Source organism: Candidatus Hydrogenedentota bacterium (assembly GCA_019637335.1).
Classification (GTDB): Bacteria; Hydrogenedentota; Hydrogenedentia; order Hydrogenedentales; family JAEUWI01; genus JAEUWI01.
In genome coordinates this window covers 91,771-107,224 of record JAHBVV010000001.1, presented here as the reverse complement: position 1 = coordinate 107,224, position 15,454 = coordinate 91,771, and the positions used below count along the sequence as shown (strand labels likewise).

The following is a 15,454-nucleotide window of genomic DNA, read 5'->3' as shown; positions in this document are numbered from 1 at the left end:
GATGACGAACGTGGTGGGCGAGTCGCCCGTCATTCCCGCGAAAGTGGGAATCCAGGAGTGTGGCATGCAGGATAAGCGTCCGGCGGTTTACATTATGGCCAGTAAACGGAATGGCACCCTTTACACAGGCGTGACAAGCAATTTGGCGCAACGTGTTCGGGAACACAAAGAGGATGTTCGGCCCGGTTTCACGAGGCGGTATGGCGTTCACAGGCTGGTGTACTGTGAGTTCTTATCGGACATGCGATCCGCCATTATTCGGGAGAAGCAGATCAAGAAGTGGAACAGGGCCTGGAAGATTGAGCTGATTGAGAAACAGAATCCCGAGTGGCGCGACCTGGCGGAGGAATTGTGGTGACGCAGTGGACTGGATCCCCGCGTTCGCGAGGATGACGAACGTGGTGGCGGTGGCGAGTAGCCCGTCATTCCCACGAAAGTGGGAATCCAGGTGGTGGTGGTGGTGGTCGCGCGGTGAGGACGTGGATCCCCGCGTTCGCGAGGATGACGAACGTGCCGGCGGCGGCGAGGAGCCCGTCATTCCCACGAAAGTGGGAATCCAGCAGGTGGTGGCGGCGGCGCGGTGAAGGCATGGATCCCCGCGTTCGCGAGGATGACGAAAACGGCGGGGATGACGAACGTGGCGGCGGTGGCGAGTAGCCCGTCATTCCCACGAAAGTGGGAATCCAGCAGGTGGTGGCGGTGGCGTGAAGGCGTGGATTCCCGCGTGCGCGGGAATGACGCCCCGGGTCAATAACACACCATCGCAGGTTCTGCGTGCCTCACAGACACTAAACCAGCAGCCCCTTTCGCGGGCTTGACGATCGCGACGGGCCTCGATGCGGCGCGGGAGCACAACCCGGCGAACACGGGTGGCGACTATCGCGGGTATTCGCACGAACTCGCATGGCCGCTGGAGCGCCCATGCGGGATCGCGCGGCACGGCGGGAAAATGATGGCCTGCTCCGGACGGCAGGGCGTCCGGGGCCCGCGGCCCGCGCCTTTTCCCTATTTGGCGGCTTTCACGGGTTTATTTGTTGTGGCGAATTACGCATTCCGGGCGCGCACGCAGGGCCTGTTCGAGTTGCTTATCCACCGATCCTCACGTATGATCTATACAGGTCTACGATTAGGTGTCCTTTATGCAACGGCACATTGCACAGAACAAATTTGGCCAGGCGGACATGCTGTTTCAGCAGGGCCGTTTTGATGAGTCGCTCGCCCTGCTGGACGAGCTGGATCAGGCCTTCCCCAATTCCCCCAACGTGATGTATCCGCGCGCGCGGTGCCTGGTGGAAATCGGCGAGACGAACGAGGCGCTCGACGTGCTCGACGAGATCACCACGCACTTCGAGCACCCGGAGGCGGTCGCGCTGAAGGCGGAGCTGCACGAGGCGCTGAAGACGCTGACGCAGGCCCCGCCGGCAGAGGCCCGGCACCGGGTGGGTCCGGAGCCCGACCACGCGCGTTCGCGGCCCTCGTCCAGCCACATCGGCGGGAGCGCGCCGGCGATGTCGAAGGGCAATGTGATGGTGGTGGCGATCACGGCGGCGATCCTGCTGACGATTTTCGGCAGCATCATCATCATCGCGGTGATGCAGTAGGCGCGCAACGGAAGGCGCCCGCCGAAGCGCACGGCGATCAGTCGAGCACGAGCGCCTTCACGCGATCGATCCGCTCCAGCAGCGCCCGGGTCTCCTGAATGGTTTGCTTTTCCGCGCGGAAGGCGAGCTGCGGCGCGAGGAGGGCGGCGCGCAGGTCCATGAGGCTTCCCTGGCGGGCGAGCCACGCGTAGAACCGCACGGCGAAGGACAAGCCCACCAGCTCCACACCGGCGATAATCGCGAAGACCGTGGCGGAATGGATCAGGAACCCGGCCCCGAGCAGCTCGGCGGACAGGTACTTCGACACGACGAGGTAGCCGGTGTAGCCGAGGAAGGCCAGCGGCGGCGCGTCGAGCATGATCGCCGTAAGCCAGCGGCTGAGGACGCGCGCGCCGCTCTGGACGCGCTCGCGGGCGGGCCCCTGGATCACCCCGGCGAGGCGCCGCTCCAGTTCCTGCTGAAACTCGGCCTGTCCACCCGAGGCGTCGGGCGCGGCGAATCCCGCGCGCACGAAGGCCAGCGCGAGCTCGCTTTGTTCGGTGTGGTAATGATCCAGCACGCGATCGGGCACGAGCCGGTCCCCGTGGCGGACGAGTTCCTGGCTGGTGAGCAGCTCCGCGGCGCGGCGTCCGCCGGCGTCCTTCAGGCCATACCAGGAGAGAACGCCCGGCAGGCGCACGGGCAGGCTGCGGGCCGCCTCCACGAGGCGGTAGAGCATGCCGATCACGCCCTTGGACCGGATGCTGGTTTCGCGGCCCACGGCGTAGGCCCACAGGTGGGACTCCGCAAAGAGGTGGCCGCTGGCGAGGGCCAGGCTTGCGCGCGCGAGGGATTTGTCGGCCTCGGCGACTTCCTTCTCGAGCCGTTCGAGCTCCGGGCGGACGCGCGCGGCGATTTCGTCGAGCCGCTGGGCGGCCTTGCGCAGGAGCCCCGCCACGTTCGAGCGCTTGATTCGCGCGATGCGCTCCCGGCTCAGCTCGCGCGCAAGAAACTGGTCCAACGCGGGAAAGTCGAACTCCTCGGTGCTTTCGGGCGCGCCGGAGAGCTTGCGGTCGAGCGTGCGCAGGGCGTTGACGCGGAAGTACTCCGAAATCTGGAATCCCTGCTCCTCCAGCCGCGCCATCCAGTGATCCCGGGCCGAGGCGCGATCGCTGGCCTTCGTCTCGACACAGACCATGGCGCGCAGCCCGCGCAGGGGTCGCAGGAGCGACCAGGTGGCCTCGTCGAGGTATTTTTCCATGCTCGCGCACAGCAGAATCAGGTCACACTGCCTGAGCACTTCCAGGGTGATCTCGCGGTGCGCGTGCACGATGCTGTCGGAGTCCGGCGTGTCGATCAGCACCAGGTTTTCCAGCGCCGACCGGGGCACGCTGTCCCACTCTTCAAAGGGGAGCTCTGTGCCCGGCGGGTGGTAGACGGTCGGGCGCGTGGTGCAGGGGCGCATGGCGGAGGTGAGCGCGATCTGGTCGCCGGCGATGGCGTTCAACAGCGTGGACTTGCCCACACCCGAGCCGCCCACGAGCGCCACCACGAGGACGTCGTCCAGGCGGGATTCGCGCGCGCGCAGCTCGGCCACCCGCTCCTGGAGGAGTGCGGTCTCGTTGCGCAGGCCCTTCCACGGGCCCTCGTAGGCCGCCAGGGTCTCCAGGTGGTTCAGAACGCTCAGGATACTTTCAGACACTGTTCGTGAATCCTCCGGATGGTCTGGGCGGCGTCGCCGCGGAGGGCGTCGCGGCCCTCGGCCAGGGGGGCGAGTGCGGCGTCGAGCACATGCGCGGCCAGGGCGTCGCGGAAGCGGGCCTGCTGCTCGGCGTGCCACGGCGCGATGAAATCAAACCACTTGTCCGCGAACTGGTGCTCCATGACGCGGGAGAAGAAGTCCCCGGCGACCGGACCCGCCGCCGCGATGACCTCGGGCACACCCACGCCGCCGGTGTAGAGGGCGAGGGGCACGGCCACGGCGGTCGGCGCGAACATGAGCAGCGCGTCCAGCTCCACGAGGACGCGGCGGCGCACGGCGTGGTCTTCCCACCAGGCCTCCAGCGTCTTCTCGGCGTGTTTGCGGAAGGCCTCGGAGATGTTGTCGTCCACCAGCGTCGTCTTCTCGACCGCGTTCACGACTTCGGCGACTTCAAGCCGTTCGAAGGCGCCTTCGAGCATCTCTCGGGCGGGCGATTCGAGGCTCCGCGCCATCTCCGTGCACTCGCGGATGAAGTCGCGGACGCGATTATCCAGCTCGCGGACATGGTGCGCGCGCACCTCCGAGGCGGTCGGGGGCGCGGGCACGCTGGAGAGCGAAAGCCGCCGCTGTATCATTCTGCCCACGGCGCGGCTCACGGGCGCGATCTGATTGTACATCGCCGATCCCACGTTGCCCATGGTCCGGCTGAAGGTTCCGCGGCGCGCCTTGATGTACTCGTGGAGCAACCTGCCCACTTTGGCGTCGGGCTCGGGATCATAGGTCGCGGCGATGGCCTCGGCCCGGTGCGCGAAGAGGGCCTCGATCGCGTCGAATCGCTTGAGCGCGCCGTCCATCCGCGCCAGGAAATCCTCCGTCTGGAGGCAGAAGTGCGTGAGGGAGTCGCGGTAGACCTGCGCCTTGGTCTGCACCACGTCGAGCTGTTCCAGGTGATTGCGCAGGGGCTCCGCGCCGCCCAGCGGGAGAATGGGCTGATCGCAGGCGTCCATCAGGCCGAAATCGTGGGGCACGGCAAAACGCGCGGAGGACTCGATGCCGACCGCCTCGCAGAAATCGGCCAGTTGCGCCCGCGCCACCCGGTAGTCCTCGGCGGGGTCGGCCTTATTCATCAGCGGCAGTATTATGCGCCCGGACCCGGCGGCCTGCCGGAAGTAGGCGATGACCTTGTCATCCTGGTACTTCTCGCCGGTGAGCACGGCGATGAGCACGTCGCACACGGCTTGAATATTCTCGGCCACGTCCCAGTTGATGAAGTCGATGGAGTCCACGTCGGGCACGTCGAGCAGCACGAGGAAATCGGGCAGGCTTTCACAGGCCTTCATGAAGAGCACGTCGGGCGGGGCGCTTCGGTCGACGGGGTCGTCGTCGTGCGCGAGGAGGCGCGCCCGCAGGCCCGGCACGAGGTTGCCCGTGAGCCCCTGTTCGAAGCGGAGCGGGCTCCCGGCGAGCAGGGGGCGGCAGGTGGCGGCGGCCGTGGCGCGCACGGGGCTCATGGGCGCGCCCACGAGCAGGTTGAATACCGTCGACTTGCCGGTGTTCGTGCCCCCGGCGACCGCCGCCACGAGCACATCCTTCCCGGCGAGCTGCGGGAGCAGCTTGAAGGTTAGGAGCTTTCGCCATTCGCGCGTATCGTCGAACAGGGCCGCGCTCAGGGCGGGCTGTCCCGCGACCGCGCGTTCCAGTTCGTGGATCGCGGCGTCGAGATCCTGGAGGTTTTCGCTCAATGCATCGTCCATGTCAATACGGGCGCAACCGGTGTGGGGTGGGGCCGATCACCCGAGCCAGAGGCTCTTGGTGAGAAAGAGGAGCCAAATGAGGCCCAATATAGCAAACAGCGCGGCGAATTGCAGCACCTTCTTGCGGAAATCGGGAATCTTTCTGAACCCGCAGGTGGGGCAGGGGGCGTCTGGATTCTCCAGCGGCGTCCCGCACCCGCGGCAACGTGTTGTGCTCATGGTCTTGTCGTCCTTACAGGGTTAATTCGGGCGCGCGGTCACGCCACGCGCTCCACGCCGCAACCGGCGGTCGCCACCACGGAGGTGGCGCAGGCCGTGATACGCGCCGCCGCCCGCCGGGCCGCCGCCTCGCTGTCGCAAAGCCCGAATACCGTCGGGCCGCTCCCGCTCATGGCGCTCGCCGCGCAGCCGGCTTCCAGCAGCGCGTCCTTGAGGGACGCCAGCTCCGGATGATCGTGAAATACGCCGCTCTCCATGCGGTTAAACACGAGGCCCGCCACATCGCCCCGGCCCAGCGCATCAAGCGCGGCGCGGAATTGCGGCGTCTTGCCGTTCTCGGGCGGGGTCAGATTGCGCGTGAGGCGCGGGTGGCCGTAGGCGTGGCCCGCGGTGATCGCCAACGGCGGGTGCGCCAGCACCAGCCATTGCGGGGGCAGCGGCGGAAGCGTTTCCAGCACCTCGCCCCGGCCCGTCGCGGCGACGGTGCCGCCGGCCAGGCAGAAGGGCACGTCCGATCCGAGTTCCGCCGCAAGATCCGCGAGCGTCTCCGGCGCGAGGCCGAGCTCCCAGCTTTCGTTCAGCGCGATCAGGGTCGCGGCGGCGTTGCCGGACCCGCCCGCCAGGCCGGCCGCGACGGGTATGCGCTTTTCCAGATGAATCGCGATTCCGCGGCCCTCGCCCGTGTGCCGCCGGAGCAGCTCCGCCGCGCGGACGGCCAGGTTGCCCCCCGGATCCGCCAGCGCGGTCAAATTACAGGTAAACCGCGTTCTGTCCGGCGCGGGAGAAAAACGCAGTTCGTCCCAGAGGTCGATCGACTGGAAAATGGTCTCGATATTCGTAAACCCGTCCGGGCGCCGGTCCAGCACGTCGAGGTACAGGTTGATTTTGGCGCGGGATCGGTACGTCGCGGTCTCGTTGCCGGGTTGCGTCATGGTCATCTCCTCGCCGCGCTCTCCCGGCCTAGAATTTCCGGGTCCAGAGAATCGAAATGACCAGCACGCTGCCAAGGAGGCCGGCGAAAACAAAGCCCGCGACGCCGAGCCGGCTGATGGAGGTCTCGACGGTAATCAGCAGGCTGGAGCCCACGATCAGGGCGGCGACAATCAAACCCACGGTGTTGCGGCTGCTGGCGCGGTCGATGGTCGCGGCCAGGTCCTCCAGGTGCTCGTGGTGAATGGAGAACTTGAGCTTTCCATTGCGCACCTGCTGGAGGAGATAGGCGACATCCTGCGGGATCTGGTGTCCCAGCCGCAGCAGCACGCGCGCGTTGTGCTGGAGGTCCCGCAGCACCTGGCGGGGCGCGAAACGCTTCTTGATGAGGCGGTCCACGTAGGGGCGCATGATCGGCACCATATCGAGCTTCGGGTCGAGCGTGCGGCCCACCATCTCGATCGTGGCCAGGGCTTTGATAAGCAGCGAGAACCGGGGCGCCAGCTCCATGTTCGCGCGCTGGAGGATCTGCGTGGCGCGCTCCAGGCCCTTGGCCACCTGGCCCCTGGCCAGAATCGCGCGGGCCTCAAAGGCGATGAACTCCGTCAGCTCCCGCTCCAGCACCTCCACATCGGCCGGGTCCCCGCCATCGGTGAGCACCAGGATCGAATCCACGCAGGCGCGGCTGTCCTGCGAGAAGATGGCCAGGAACACATCGCCGATCGCCGCGACATCCGCGCTTTCCAGGTGGCCGGCCATGCCCAGGTCGAGGAAGGCCAGCCGGTTGTCGCGCGTGACGAAAATGTTGCCCGGGTGCGGGTCGGCGTGAAAGAGCTGGTGCTCGAAGACCATGCGGCACAGGGCGTCGCAGCCGTTTATGGCGATGGCGGCGGGGTCGCAGTTGCGCTCCGGGTAGGCTTCGAGGCAATCCACGCGCACGCCGTCGATCCAGTCCATCGTAAGGATGGTGCGCGCGGTGTATTCGTGATATACGCCAGGGACGATGACCGCGGGATCGTGCTCGAAATTCTTCAGGAATTGCTCGATAATCTGCGCCTCGATGCTCAGGTCGAGCTCGCGCCGGATCGATCGCGCGAATTCATCCACGATCCCCGGCGGGTCGAGCCAGTTGATATCGCTGACGTGCGCCGCGCTCCACTCCGCCACCTGCTGCAGGAGGCTGAGGTCCGACTCGATGACCTTCGCCACGCCGGGCCGCTGGATCTTCACCGCCACGGGGTGGCCCGACTTCAGCGTGGCCCGGTAGACCTGGCTGAGCGAGGCGGACGCGATGGGCTCGCGATCAAAACCGGCGAAAAGGTCGGTGGCCCCGCCGCCGAGCGCCTCGCGCATGACCGCTTCCATGGTTGCGAAGGGCAGCGCGTCGACACGGTCCTGGAGTTTGCTCAACTCGGTTGCGAGGTCGTGCCGGATCAGGTCGGGGCGCGTGCTCAGCACCTGGCCGAGCTTCACGAAGGTCGGGCCGAGCTCGACCAGGGCCGATCGCAGGCGGTGGCCGAAGGTATGCGGCGGCCCCGCCTGCGCTTCCATGAGCTTCAGTCCGCGCAGCAGCTTGGCCGGCAGGCTGCGGTGAAAACCGGCCCGCTGGAGCAGGTCCGCGAATCCGTGCTTCACGAATACCTGGAGCACTTCCGCAAGCCGGACCGCGTTCACCGTATGCTTTCCAAGCCTGGAGTAATACAAGCGCTGCCTTTCAAGTGGGGCCGCCTCCCGCGGGGGGCGTCCGATCAGGAGGCGCTTTCGCCCGTGCCTTCCGCTTCCGCGCGCGCCGCCGGCGAGGCTTCCGCGCCGCCGCCGACCGCAACGGTCCGCTCTTCGAGCAGGGCGCCCGCCGCGTCGTGTTTCTGGACCAGCCAGGTGCGGGGCGCGTCCTTCTCGGCGTCGACGGGCTGGCCGGCCACCACCTCCTGCCGCACCAGGCCAAGGAGGTCGCCCTGCAGCTTGCGCGCGGGCACGCCGCGAAATTCGATGGGGCCCGGCCAGAACTGGGCGGCCGCCAGGAGGTCCGGCGTGATGCGCGAATTTCCGTTCACCGTGTAATTGAGCGGGCCCGGATCCATCCCGTAGACGGCCATGCACGCCACCGCGCTGCTGGCGTCCAGCCATTGATCCAGTTCGTCGCTCACCGTGGAGATCGACGACGGGAACACCGGTACGGGCGACGCCGCTTCGCGCAATGCGGTAAAGGCGAGGTTCTGCGCCTCCGCGCGCGTCAGCCCGAAGGCGCCGAGCACCTCATCCGGCGCCGCCGTGAAGTCGACCACGACGAAGCCGACGCCCCAGGCCTTGACATCCTGCACTTTCTGGGCAAGCGCCTGCAGCCCTTCCAGTTTCTGGGGGTTGAGCCACACCAGCCCGTCCGATGACGTCGCGCTCCAGGCCGCGTCGCCCTTGCTTATGGCGAGCGGGTCGATGGTGACGCCCGGGGTCAGTCCGGCCTGGGACAGCGCGCCCACGGCCTGTTTCATGCTCTTCGGGAAGCGGCCGGCGGCGCCCTCCAAGGAGCCCGGTCGGCCTTCCCATCCGCGGCCGAGCAAGACGTGGTCCACGCCGGCGGCCTTCCAGTCCCCGGCCGCGCCCACATAGGCGTCCAGGCCGGCGCTGTCCTCGAGGGTGTACCATCCGCGCGCGGCGAACTTGCGGTCCGGGGCGCTCACCATGGTGCTGTAGACCCACGAGTAGTTCAGATCGACGCGCCGTGGCTCGGCGACGCCATGGGATATCCAGAGGGGATCGGAGCTAACGGATTCGCCCGGCTTGATCGTCTTGTAGGGCTCGAAGTGGCAGCTGATGTCGCCATGCCATTCGCCGCCGCTTTCCTGAAACTGTACGACGCCCCGCGCCGCGCCGCGGGGAATCAGCCCCACGCCGAAGGAAATGGGCTTGGCGGGATCGTGGATCACGGCCATGGTCGCGTCCTGCCGGGGGGCGGCGACCGGATGGCCGGCCACCGACAGCATGCGGCGATGCCGCACGCTCGCCTGCGGGCTCAGGGCCTGCATGACGGAAGTCTGGGCGATAACGGGGCGGATCGCGGCGATTTGCTTGTCGGCCATGCCCACATTCTCGACCTTGATTTCGACAAAGACAAAGGGGCGGGCATTGAAGGTGCGGAGTTCATGCACCACGCGCAGGCCGTCGCGCGGGGGGAAAGTCACCGAATAGACGATGCCGTCGCCGAGCGGGCTGGAAAAGCGCTCGCGTCCGGAAACGCCATCCTCCAGCTCGATGCCCTTGAAGGCCGCGCCATCGGCCAACTCGACCGAGAAACCGATGCGGTCGGCCAGGACCTGGCCATCGTCCATCAGCACGCGCCACTCGGCGTTGTCTTCCGCGTATACCAGCACGCCGCGCTCGATCGGGATCTTGTAGAGGTTCCGCAACGCCCAGGGCTTGCTCGCGTCCGCGTGCGCCGGGGGCGCCAGCACGTGAAGAAACAGCCCGGCCAAGGCGGCCGCGGCAAAGAAGTATCCGGGAGTTCGTGCGTTCATTAAGATCGCTCCACTGGTTGGTTGCGGGGCCGGGGAGACCCGGATGGGGTTTGGGCCCGTGTCTCTGCTATGCTTGCCGGGCGGCCACGTGCGGGCGGAATTCATCCGGCGCGGGCCGGTCCACGTCCCGCCGGGCCACATTTCGCACGAGTATACCCCAAACGGGCCGCAGCCTGATAACGCCGCACCCTCAAATCGATGCCGGCGGGCCGGCGGCGCGCACGAGAGGATTTCCATGTTGCAAACACGGCCGGTCGTCGTGCTGCTGAGCGGCGGCCTTGATTCCTCGGTTCTGCTGCACCATGTCGTCCGCAATCTGGAGTGCCCGGCGGCGCACGCGCTCAGCTTCAACTATGGCCAGCGCCACAGCCGCGAGCTCGCCTGCGCGGCCGTGCAGGCGCGCCTGGCGGGCGCCGCGGGACACCGCGTCATGGATATCACCTTCATGGGCGCGCTGATCCAGGCCGGTTCCGCGCTCATCGAAGGGGGCGCGGCCGTACCGGACCTGGCGGATCTGTCCGAGGATGATCGTTCCCAGCCGCCGACCTACGTGCCCAATCGCAACATGATGCTTCTCTCCATGGCCGCCGCCTTCGCCGAGGCGCACGGCATGGCCGACGTATACTACGGCGCGCAGGCCCAGGACGAATACGGGTACTGGGATTGCACGCGCGACTTTCTACGCCGGATTAATGACGTGCTCGCGCTCAACCGGAAGAAGCCGGTGCGGATCCACGCGCCGTTCGTGGAAAAGTCCAAGCGGGAAATCGTCGAACTCGGGCGGCGGCTCGGGGTCGATTTCAGCGAAACGTGGAGCTGCTACCGCGGCGGCGGAAGCGCCTGCGGGACCTGCCCCACCTGCGTGGAGCGGTTGAACGCGTTCCGCGATTGCGGCGCGACGGACCCGCTGCCCTACGGCTGACAGCCCGTTCCTAGATCTCGCCCATGCCGGCCTTGTCGTAGGCGGCCGTGACGGTGCTGGAAAGGCCGCCGCGCGGGTTGCAGGCGATCTCGATGCGCATCGAACGCGGCTGGCACGCCCGCACGAGATCCTCGAGCATGCGGTTCACCAGGTGTTCGTACCAGATGCCCACGTCGCGGTAGGAGAGCAGGTAGTATTTCAAGGCGCGCAGTTCCAGGCAGAGCCGGTCGGGCACGTACGTGATGTTCACCACCGCGAAATCCGGCAGCCCGGAAAACGGGCACACCGACGTGAACTCGTCCGTGGCCGTCTCGATCTCCATCGCCTGGCCGTAGGGCTTATCCGCGTATTCATACGGAAAACACTCCAGCAGGTGCGATTCGATCGCCTCCGGCCCCTTGAAGGGGAGCATCTTGTCTTCCGCCTTGAACTGTTCTTTCGCGGGCGTGGGTTGCGCCATGGTATGAACTCCGTATCGCGCTTATTCGCCAAAGTAGACGCAGCGCGCCGTGTAGGTCTCCTGAACGACCACCGCCGCCGGGCGCTGGCCCGCCTCCTCCAGCCGCCGCCAGACCCAGCCGCAGATGCGCTCGCAGGTGGCGCATTCGAGCCCGGGAATTTCGTTGAGGTACGTGTGATCCAGGAGGTCGTACATGGCGCGCAGGTGCGGTTCGAGCGCGTCCAGGTCCGCCGCGCCGACCTCGAAACGGTAGCTGTGCCCGTGGACACAGTGGCAGGGGTGCGCGGCGGGCAGCTGGGGCAGCGCCTGGGCGGCCTCGAAGCTGAACTGGATCCGCTCGGGCAGTTTCTCGAAGGGATTGGCGGGCAGGCGCACCGGCGCAAAGGCCAGATCGCCGTCGATCGACACACGCACCCCGGCGTACCAGGGCGGCTTCGGATCGATCCGCTCGTCAATCCACCGTTCCAGCGCGGAAACCGTCGTGTCGTTCTCCAGGCCCGGCACGTCGTTCAGGCACGCGTGATCGAGCGTGTCATAGAGCGGGCGAAACAGGTTTTTCAGCTCCGCGTAGTCCACGATCCACCCGATTTCGGGGTTGAGCCCGCCGCGCGCCAGGATCTCCACCTTGTAGCTGTGGCCGTGAAGCCGCTGCTGCTTTTCCCCGCCGCGGGGGTTGCGGTGCGCCGCCTCTACATACGCGATTTTCGTCAGATGGGCTTCCACAGGGGTTCCTCAACGGGCTGGATTCGGAATCAGACGCCCCGGGCGTCGGGCGGCCAGATGAACTTGTGCATCTGCAACTGGAACCGCACCGCGTTCAGGCCGTCTTCCAGCATCCACGCCACGATGTCTTTTGGTTCGATGTCCCCGAAGACCGGCGAGAACAGCACGGCCCTGCAACGCTTTTCGAGATTATACCGCCTGACGGCATCCCGGCTCCATTCGTAATCCCGACGGCTCGCGATAACGAACTTCACTTCGTCGCGATCCGCCCTCAGGTACTCAATATTGGACCAGTCGTTGTGCGCGCTCATGTCGCTGTCGGGGCATTTCAGGTCCATAATGCGGATCGCCGCATCCGGCAGGGTGTTGATGGGCAGGGATCCGCTCGTCTCCACAAGCACCGTATACCCCGCCTCCACCAGCAGCTCCGCCAGCGGGACGCAGGTCTTCTGCGCGAGCGGTTCACCGCCTGTGATCTCCACCAGCGGCGCACCATAGGACGCCACCGCCGCAAGCACCTCCGCGATTGGCCGCTTCTCACCGCCGTAGAAGCTGAACGCCGTGTCGCACCAGCGGCAGCGCAGATTGCACCGCGCCAGGCGCACGAAAACGCACGGCAGCCCGGCCCAGGTGCTCTCGCCCTGGACGCTGAAGTAAATCTCGCTCAGGCGGACCTGTTCCGCCAGGCGGCTATCGATGGTAGAGATGGACACGGTTCGTACCGGGGTTTTGAATCGTCGGGACACGCTGCCCCTTATTGTACACGCTGCCGGAGCGCCGCGCCTATTTCCGCGTTCTACAATCAGGGCGCCGAATGCGCTATCATGGCGTCGGGAAAACAACACCGACAGGAGCCTTCCATGTTGCCACGCGCCCCGTTTTTCGTCGCCCTGCTGTTCGCCGCTCCGCTGATTGCGGCCCCCGCGCCCGCCGAAACGTTCTATGTTTCCAAGCTCGGCAACGACGCGGGGGGCACGACGTGGGCAACGGCGTTCACGACTGTCCAGGCGGCGCTGGACGCCATCCCGGACGACCGGGGCGGCCACCGGATCATCGTGCGGCCCGATACGTATATGGAATCCATGCTTTCGCCGGCGCACCGCGGCGCGGAAGGCGCCTACAACGAGATCATCGGGGATTTTGACGGGTCGCATGGAGGCGGGCGCGCCGGCTGGGTGATCCTGGACGCGGGCGACCCGAACAAGGGCTTCAAGAGCTACGACTGGCACGGCAACATCCGATCGAACCAGGAGGGCTGGTCGGAAGAGCACAAGGACCCGACCTTTTCGGCGGTGATCTGGGACCGGTGGAAACTGCGCCACCTCTACGCCACGGGCGGGGACGGCGGGCTCTTCTGGGACAACACGAACCGGGTGGAGCCGTTCAGCATTATCGTCGAGGATTCCGTGGGGATCGGCCGCGCGTTCGGTGGCGGCGTGGCGAGCTGCCTCTCGCGCGATGGCGAGCCGATCACGTTCCGCCGCACGCAGCTCTGGGCGCTCGACTGGTGGGGTGACACCGCCGCGGCGTACGTGCGCGTCGAGAACGAGACCATGCCAGACCGCCCGGACATTATTTTTGAAGACTGCACCATGGCCAGCCCGCAGTGCGCGGTGAAGGCGGGCAACTTCGGCTTCGACACGAGTATGCGCATCCAGCTCAAGAACTGCACGCTGGTCGCGTTGAACTTTTCGCAACCGCACGGCACGCCGATCGACGGGGCGATACAGAGCGTGGAGCAGGGCAAACTGCTGCACGTGGATCTTGAAGATAGCGTGGTCATGGGCTACAAGGTTTTCGGCGTGCGCGTGAACAAGGAAACCGAGGGGGATATCCAATACACCACGACCGGCAACGTCCAGGCCTATGTGCAGTTCCAGCAGGAGGCGCCCGAGGGCTTCTACCGCCTCCAGCAGTGGCCCGCCGATCTCTTCGCCCGCATCGCGCCGCCGGAAATCCCCGCGCCGGATCACGGCCTTCAGGACGTCGCGCTCGTGCAGAAGGACATGTGCGAGATGTCGCCCTTCGTCTGGCGGGGCAAGCTGATGCATATGGCCGCCGTGCGCCCGGGGAGCGGCGGTACGCGGGAGGATTACTGGCTCGAACTGCGCGACGCGCGGACCAATACCCCCGTCGCTCGTTTCGCCGAGGGCTACGGCCTCGCCAGCCCCTTCGTCGACGGCGACACGTTCTACGCCGTCGCCTCGCGCTACGAGGACGCGAACTGGAACGACGTGACGCTGTTCTCGTCGAAGGATCTCGAAACGTGGGAGAAGCGGGTGATCATCGCGCAGGAAAACGAGCACCTGTTCAACAGCAGCCTCTGTAAGGGGCCGGACGGCTACGTGCTGGCCTACGAATCCAATACGCCGGACTACCCGGCCTTCACCACGAAATTCGCCGTGTCACAGGACCTGCAAACGTGGGAGAAGCGCCCCGATGCGACATTCGGAACGAACCGCTACACCGCGTGTCCCGAGATCCATTACGCGGACGGTTATTACTATGTGCTCTACCTGGAGAACCGCAAGCCCAGGCACTACTTCGAGACCTACATCACCCGCTCGAAGGACCTGAAGCATTGGGAGTTGAGCGCCGCGAACCCGGTGCTGTCCCCGCGCGGGCTCGACGAGGGCATCAACGCGTCGGATCCCGCGCTCATCGAGTTCGAGGGGAAGACGTGGGTCTACTACGCGGTCGGCGACCAGCGCACGTGGATGGATGTGAAGCGCGGGATGTACCCCGGGCCCGCGGCGCAATTCTTCGCGCGCTGGTACGAACGCCCGGGCGTCCCCGATCATGGCGCGATGGCGGCGGGAACGCCCTGAGAGGGCGCGGCGCGGCTCAACCCCTGGCCGGTTTTTTTTCCAATTCGGGAAGCGGATGCTTCCCGGGAATGTAGGCGCCGCCCGAGACGATCAGCTTCATCGCGTCCTCGACGCTCATGTCCAGCGGGTACAACTCATCGGGCGACAGGTACAGCAGAAAGCCGGAGGTGGGGTTGGGCGTGGTCGGCACGAACACGGCGTGCAGCTTACGTTCCATGGTTTCCTGCACGATTCCCTGATCCGCGGATGTGACGAAACCGACGACGACGATACCCTTCCGGGGATACTCCAGCAGGACGACCTGTTGGAAGACCGCGCCCTCGCGGTTCACGAACACATCTCGAATTTGCTGGACCGCCAGGTAGACGCGGCTGATGAAGGGAATCTTGCCCACCACCATTTCGCCGGTCGCGATTATCTTCCGCCCGACGATGTAGCGCGTGAGGAAGCCCGTGCAGAGGAACAGCAGGATGCAGAGCAGGAAGCCGGTCCCGAGGGAGGCGATGGGCGAGTCGAAGCGGAAGTGCTCCAGGAAGTTCAGGGCGGGCACGCGCGCCCCGGCGCGCTTCACATTTTCCTCGACGTAATCCATCGCGAACTTGATGAGTCCGCCGATTTTTGAGATGAACCACCACGAGATCCACATCGTGATGAACAGGGGCACCCAGACCATCACGCCGGTCATGATGTAGCGCTGCAACTGCTTGAAGTAGACGCGCATGAAGCTGGACAGGTTGTTGTATTCGGGCTCGATCTTCATTGCAGGCGCATTCGCTCGTTCCAGTTCGGGCTGAAGCCCGGAGTATACACGGGGGCTGGTCCGC

14 protein-coding genes are annotated in these 15,454 nt (G+C 66.2%); 4 read left to right on the top strand and 10 right to left on the bottom strand.

Going from position 1 to position 15,454, the window contains the following annotated elements; translation table 11 throughout:
* Nucleotides 1-64 precede the first annotated feature (64 nt).
* Both KF886_00390 and KF886_00385 read left to right on the top strand, forming a co-directional pair.
* Nucleotides 65-358 carry a GIY-YIG nuclease family protein gene (locus tag KF886_00390; protein ID MBX3175794.1) on the top strand — a complete coding sequence of 98 codons (294 nt, stop codon included), beginning with the start codon at nucleotides 65-67 and terminating at the stop codon, nucleotides 356-358.
* Between the two features lie 781 nt (nucleotides 359-1,139).
* Nucleotides 1,140-1,601 (top strand): tetratricopeptide repeat protein, encoded by a 462-nt coding sequence (locus tag KF886_00385; protein MBX3175793.1) that lies wholly within the window; start codon nucleotides 1,140-1,142, stop codon nucleotides 1,599-1,601.
* 37 nt (nucleotides 1,602-1,638) lie between these two features.
* On the opposite strand, the gene KF886_00380 is transcribed toward KF886_00385, so the two are convergent.
* The 6 genes from KF886_00380 to KF886_00355 all read right to left on the bottom strand — a co-directional run bounded on the left by KF886_00380 (nucleotide 1,639) and on the right by KF886_00355 (nucleotide 9,697).
* On the bottom strand, nucleotides 1,639-3,282 hold the full coding sequence (locus KF886_00380; GenBank protein ID MBX3175792.1) for a 50S ribosome-binding GTPase: 1,644 nt from the start codon (nucleotides 3,280-3,282) through the stop codon (nucleotides 1,639-1,641).
* Nucleotides 3,264-5,036 carry a 50S ribosome-binding GTPase gene (locus KF886_00375; GenBank protein ID MBX3175791.1) on the bottom strand — a complete coding sequence of 591 codons (1,773 nt, stop codon included), beginning with the start codon at nucleotides 5,034-5,036 and terminating at the stop codon, nucleotides 3,264-3,266. Before KF886_00375 ends, KF886_00380 begins: the two co-directional genes overlap by 19 nt.
* 36 nt (nucleotides 5,037-5,072) lie before the next feature.
* Entirely contained in the window at nucleotides 5,073-5,255 is a 183-nt protein-coding gene (locus KF886_00370) for a hypothetical protein (GenBank protein MBX3175790.1), read from the bottom strand.
* Between the two features lie 38 nt (nucleotides 5,256-5,293).
* Nucleotides 5,294-6,187, bottom strand: a complete 894-nt coding sequence (ispE, locus tag KF886_00365; GenBank protein MBX3175789.1) for a 4-(cytidine 5'-diphospho)-2-C-methyl-D-erythritol kinase — start codon at nucleotides 6,185-6,187, stop codon at nucleotides 5,294-5,296.
* A gap of 28 nt (nucleotides 6,188-6,215) precedes the next feature.
* Nucleotides 6,216-7,859, bottom strand: coding sequence for an AarF/ABC1/UbiB kinase family protein (locus tag KF886_00360; protein MBX3175788.1), 1,644 nt, complete (start codon nucleotides 7,857-7,859; stop codon nucleotides 6,216-6,218).
* Nucleotides 7,860-7,933: 74 nt separating this feature from the next.
* Nucleotides 7,934-9,697, bottom strand: coding sequence for a hypothetical protein (locus tag KF886_00355; protein ID MBX3175787.1), 1,764 nt, complete (start codon nucleotides 9,695-9,697; stop codon nucleotides 7,934-7,936).
* A 235-nt stretch (nucleotides 9,698-9,932) separates the two neighbouring features.
* On the opposite strand from KF886_00355, the gene queC reads away from it, so the two are divergent.
* On the top strand, nucleotides 9,933-10,619 hold the full coding sequence (gene queC, locus KF886_00350; GenBank protein MBX3175786.1) for a 7-cyano-7-deazaguanine synthase QueC: 687 nt from the start codon (nucleotides 9,933-9,935) through the stop codon (nucleotides 10,617-10,619).
* 10 nt (nucleotides 10,620-10,629) lie between these two features.
* Here queC and queF read toward each other — a convergent pair whose 3' ends face one another.
* From queF to KF886_00335, 3 genes are read right to left on the bottom strand one after another with little or no spacing between them, the layout of a single operon-like run.
* The gene (queF, locus tag KF886_00345; GenBank protein MBX3175785.1) at nucleotides 10,630-11,079 is read right to left on the bottom strand and encodes a preQ(1) synthase; all 450 of its coding nucleotides are present in this window, start codon (nucleotides 11,077-11,079) and stop codon (nucleotides 10,630-10,632) included.
* A 21-nt stretch (nucleotides 11,080-11,100) separates the two neighbouring features.
* Entirely contained in the window at nucleotides 11,101-11,802 is a 702-nt protein-coding gene (locus KF886_00340; GenBank protein ID MBX3175784.1) for a 6-carboxytetrahydropterin synthase, read from the bottom strand.
* 29 nt (nucleotides 11,803-11,831) lie between these two features.
* Complete coding sequence (locus KF886_00335; GenBank protein MBX3175783.1) at nucleotides 11,832-12,956, bottom strand: radical SAM protein; 1,125 nt, start codon at nucleotides 12,954-12,956, stop codon at nucleotides 11,832-11,834.
* On the opposite strand from KF886_00335, the gene KF886_00330 reads away from it, so the two are divergent.
* Entirely contained in the window at nucleotides 12,885-14,630 is a 1,746-nt protein-coding gene (locus KF886_00330; GenBank protein MBX3175782.1) for a hypothetical protein, read from the top strand. The two genes, KF886_00335 and KF886_00330, sit on opposite strands and share 72 nt — an antisense overlap.
* A gap of 16 nt (nucleotides 14,631-14,646) precedes the next feature.
* Here the strand turns inward: KF886_00330 and KF886_00325 are convergent, their stop codons facing one another.
* On the bottom strand, nucleotides 14,647-15,390 hold the full coding sequence (locus KF886_00325; protein MBX3175781.1) for a DUF502 domain-containing protein: 744 nt from the start codon (nucleotides 15,388-15,390) through the stop codon (nucleotides 14,647-14,649).
* Between the last annotated feature and the right edge of the window lie 64 nt (nucleotides 15,391-15,454).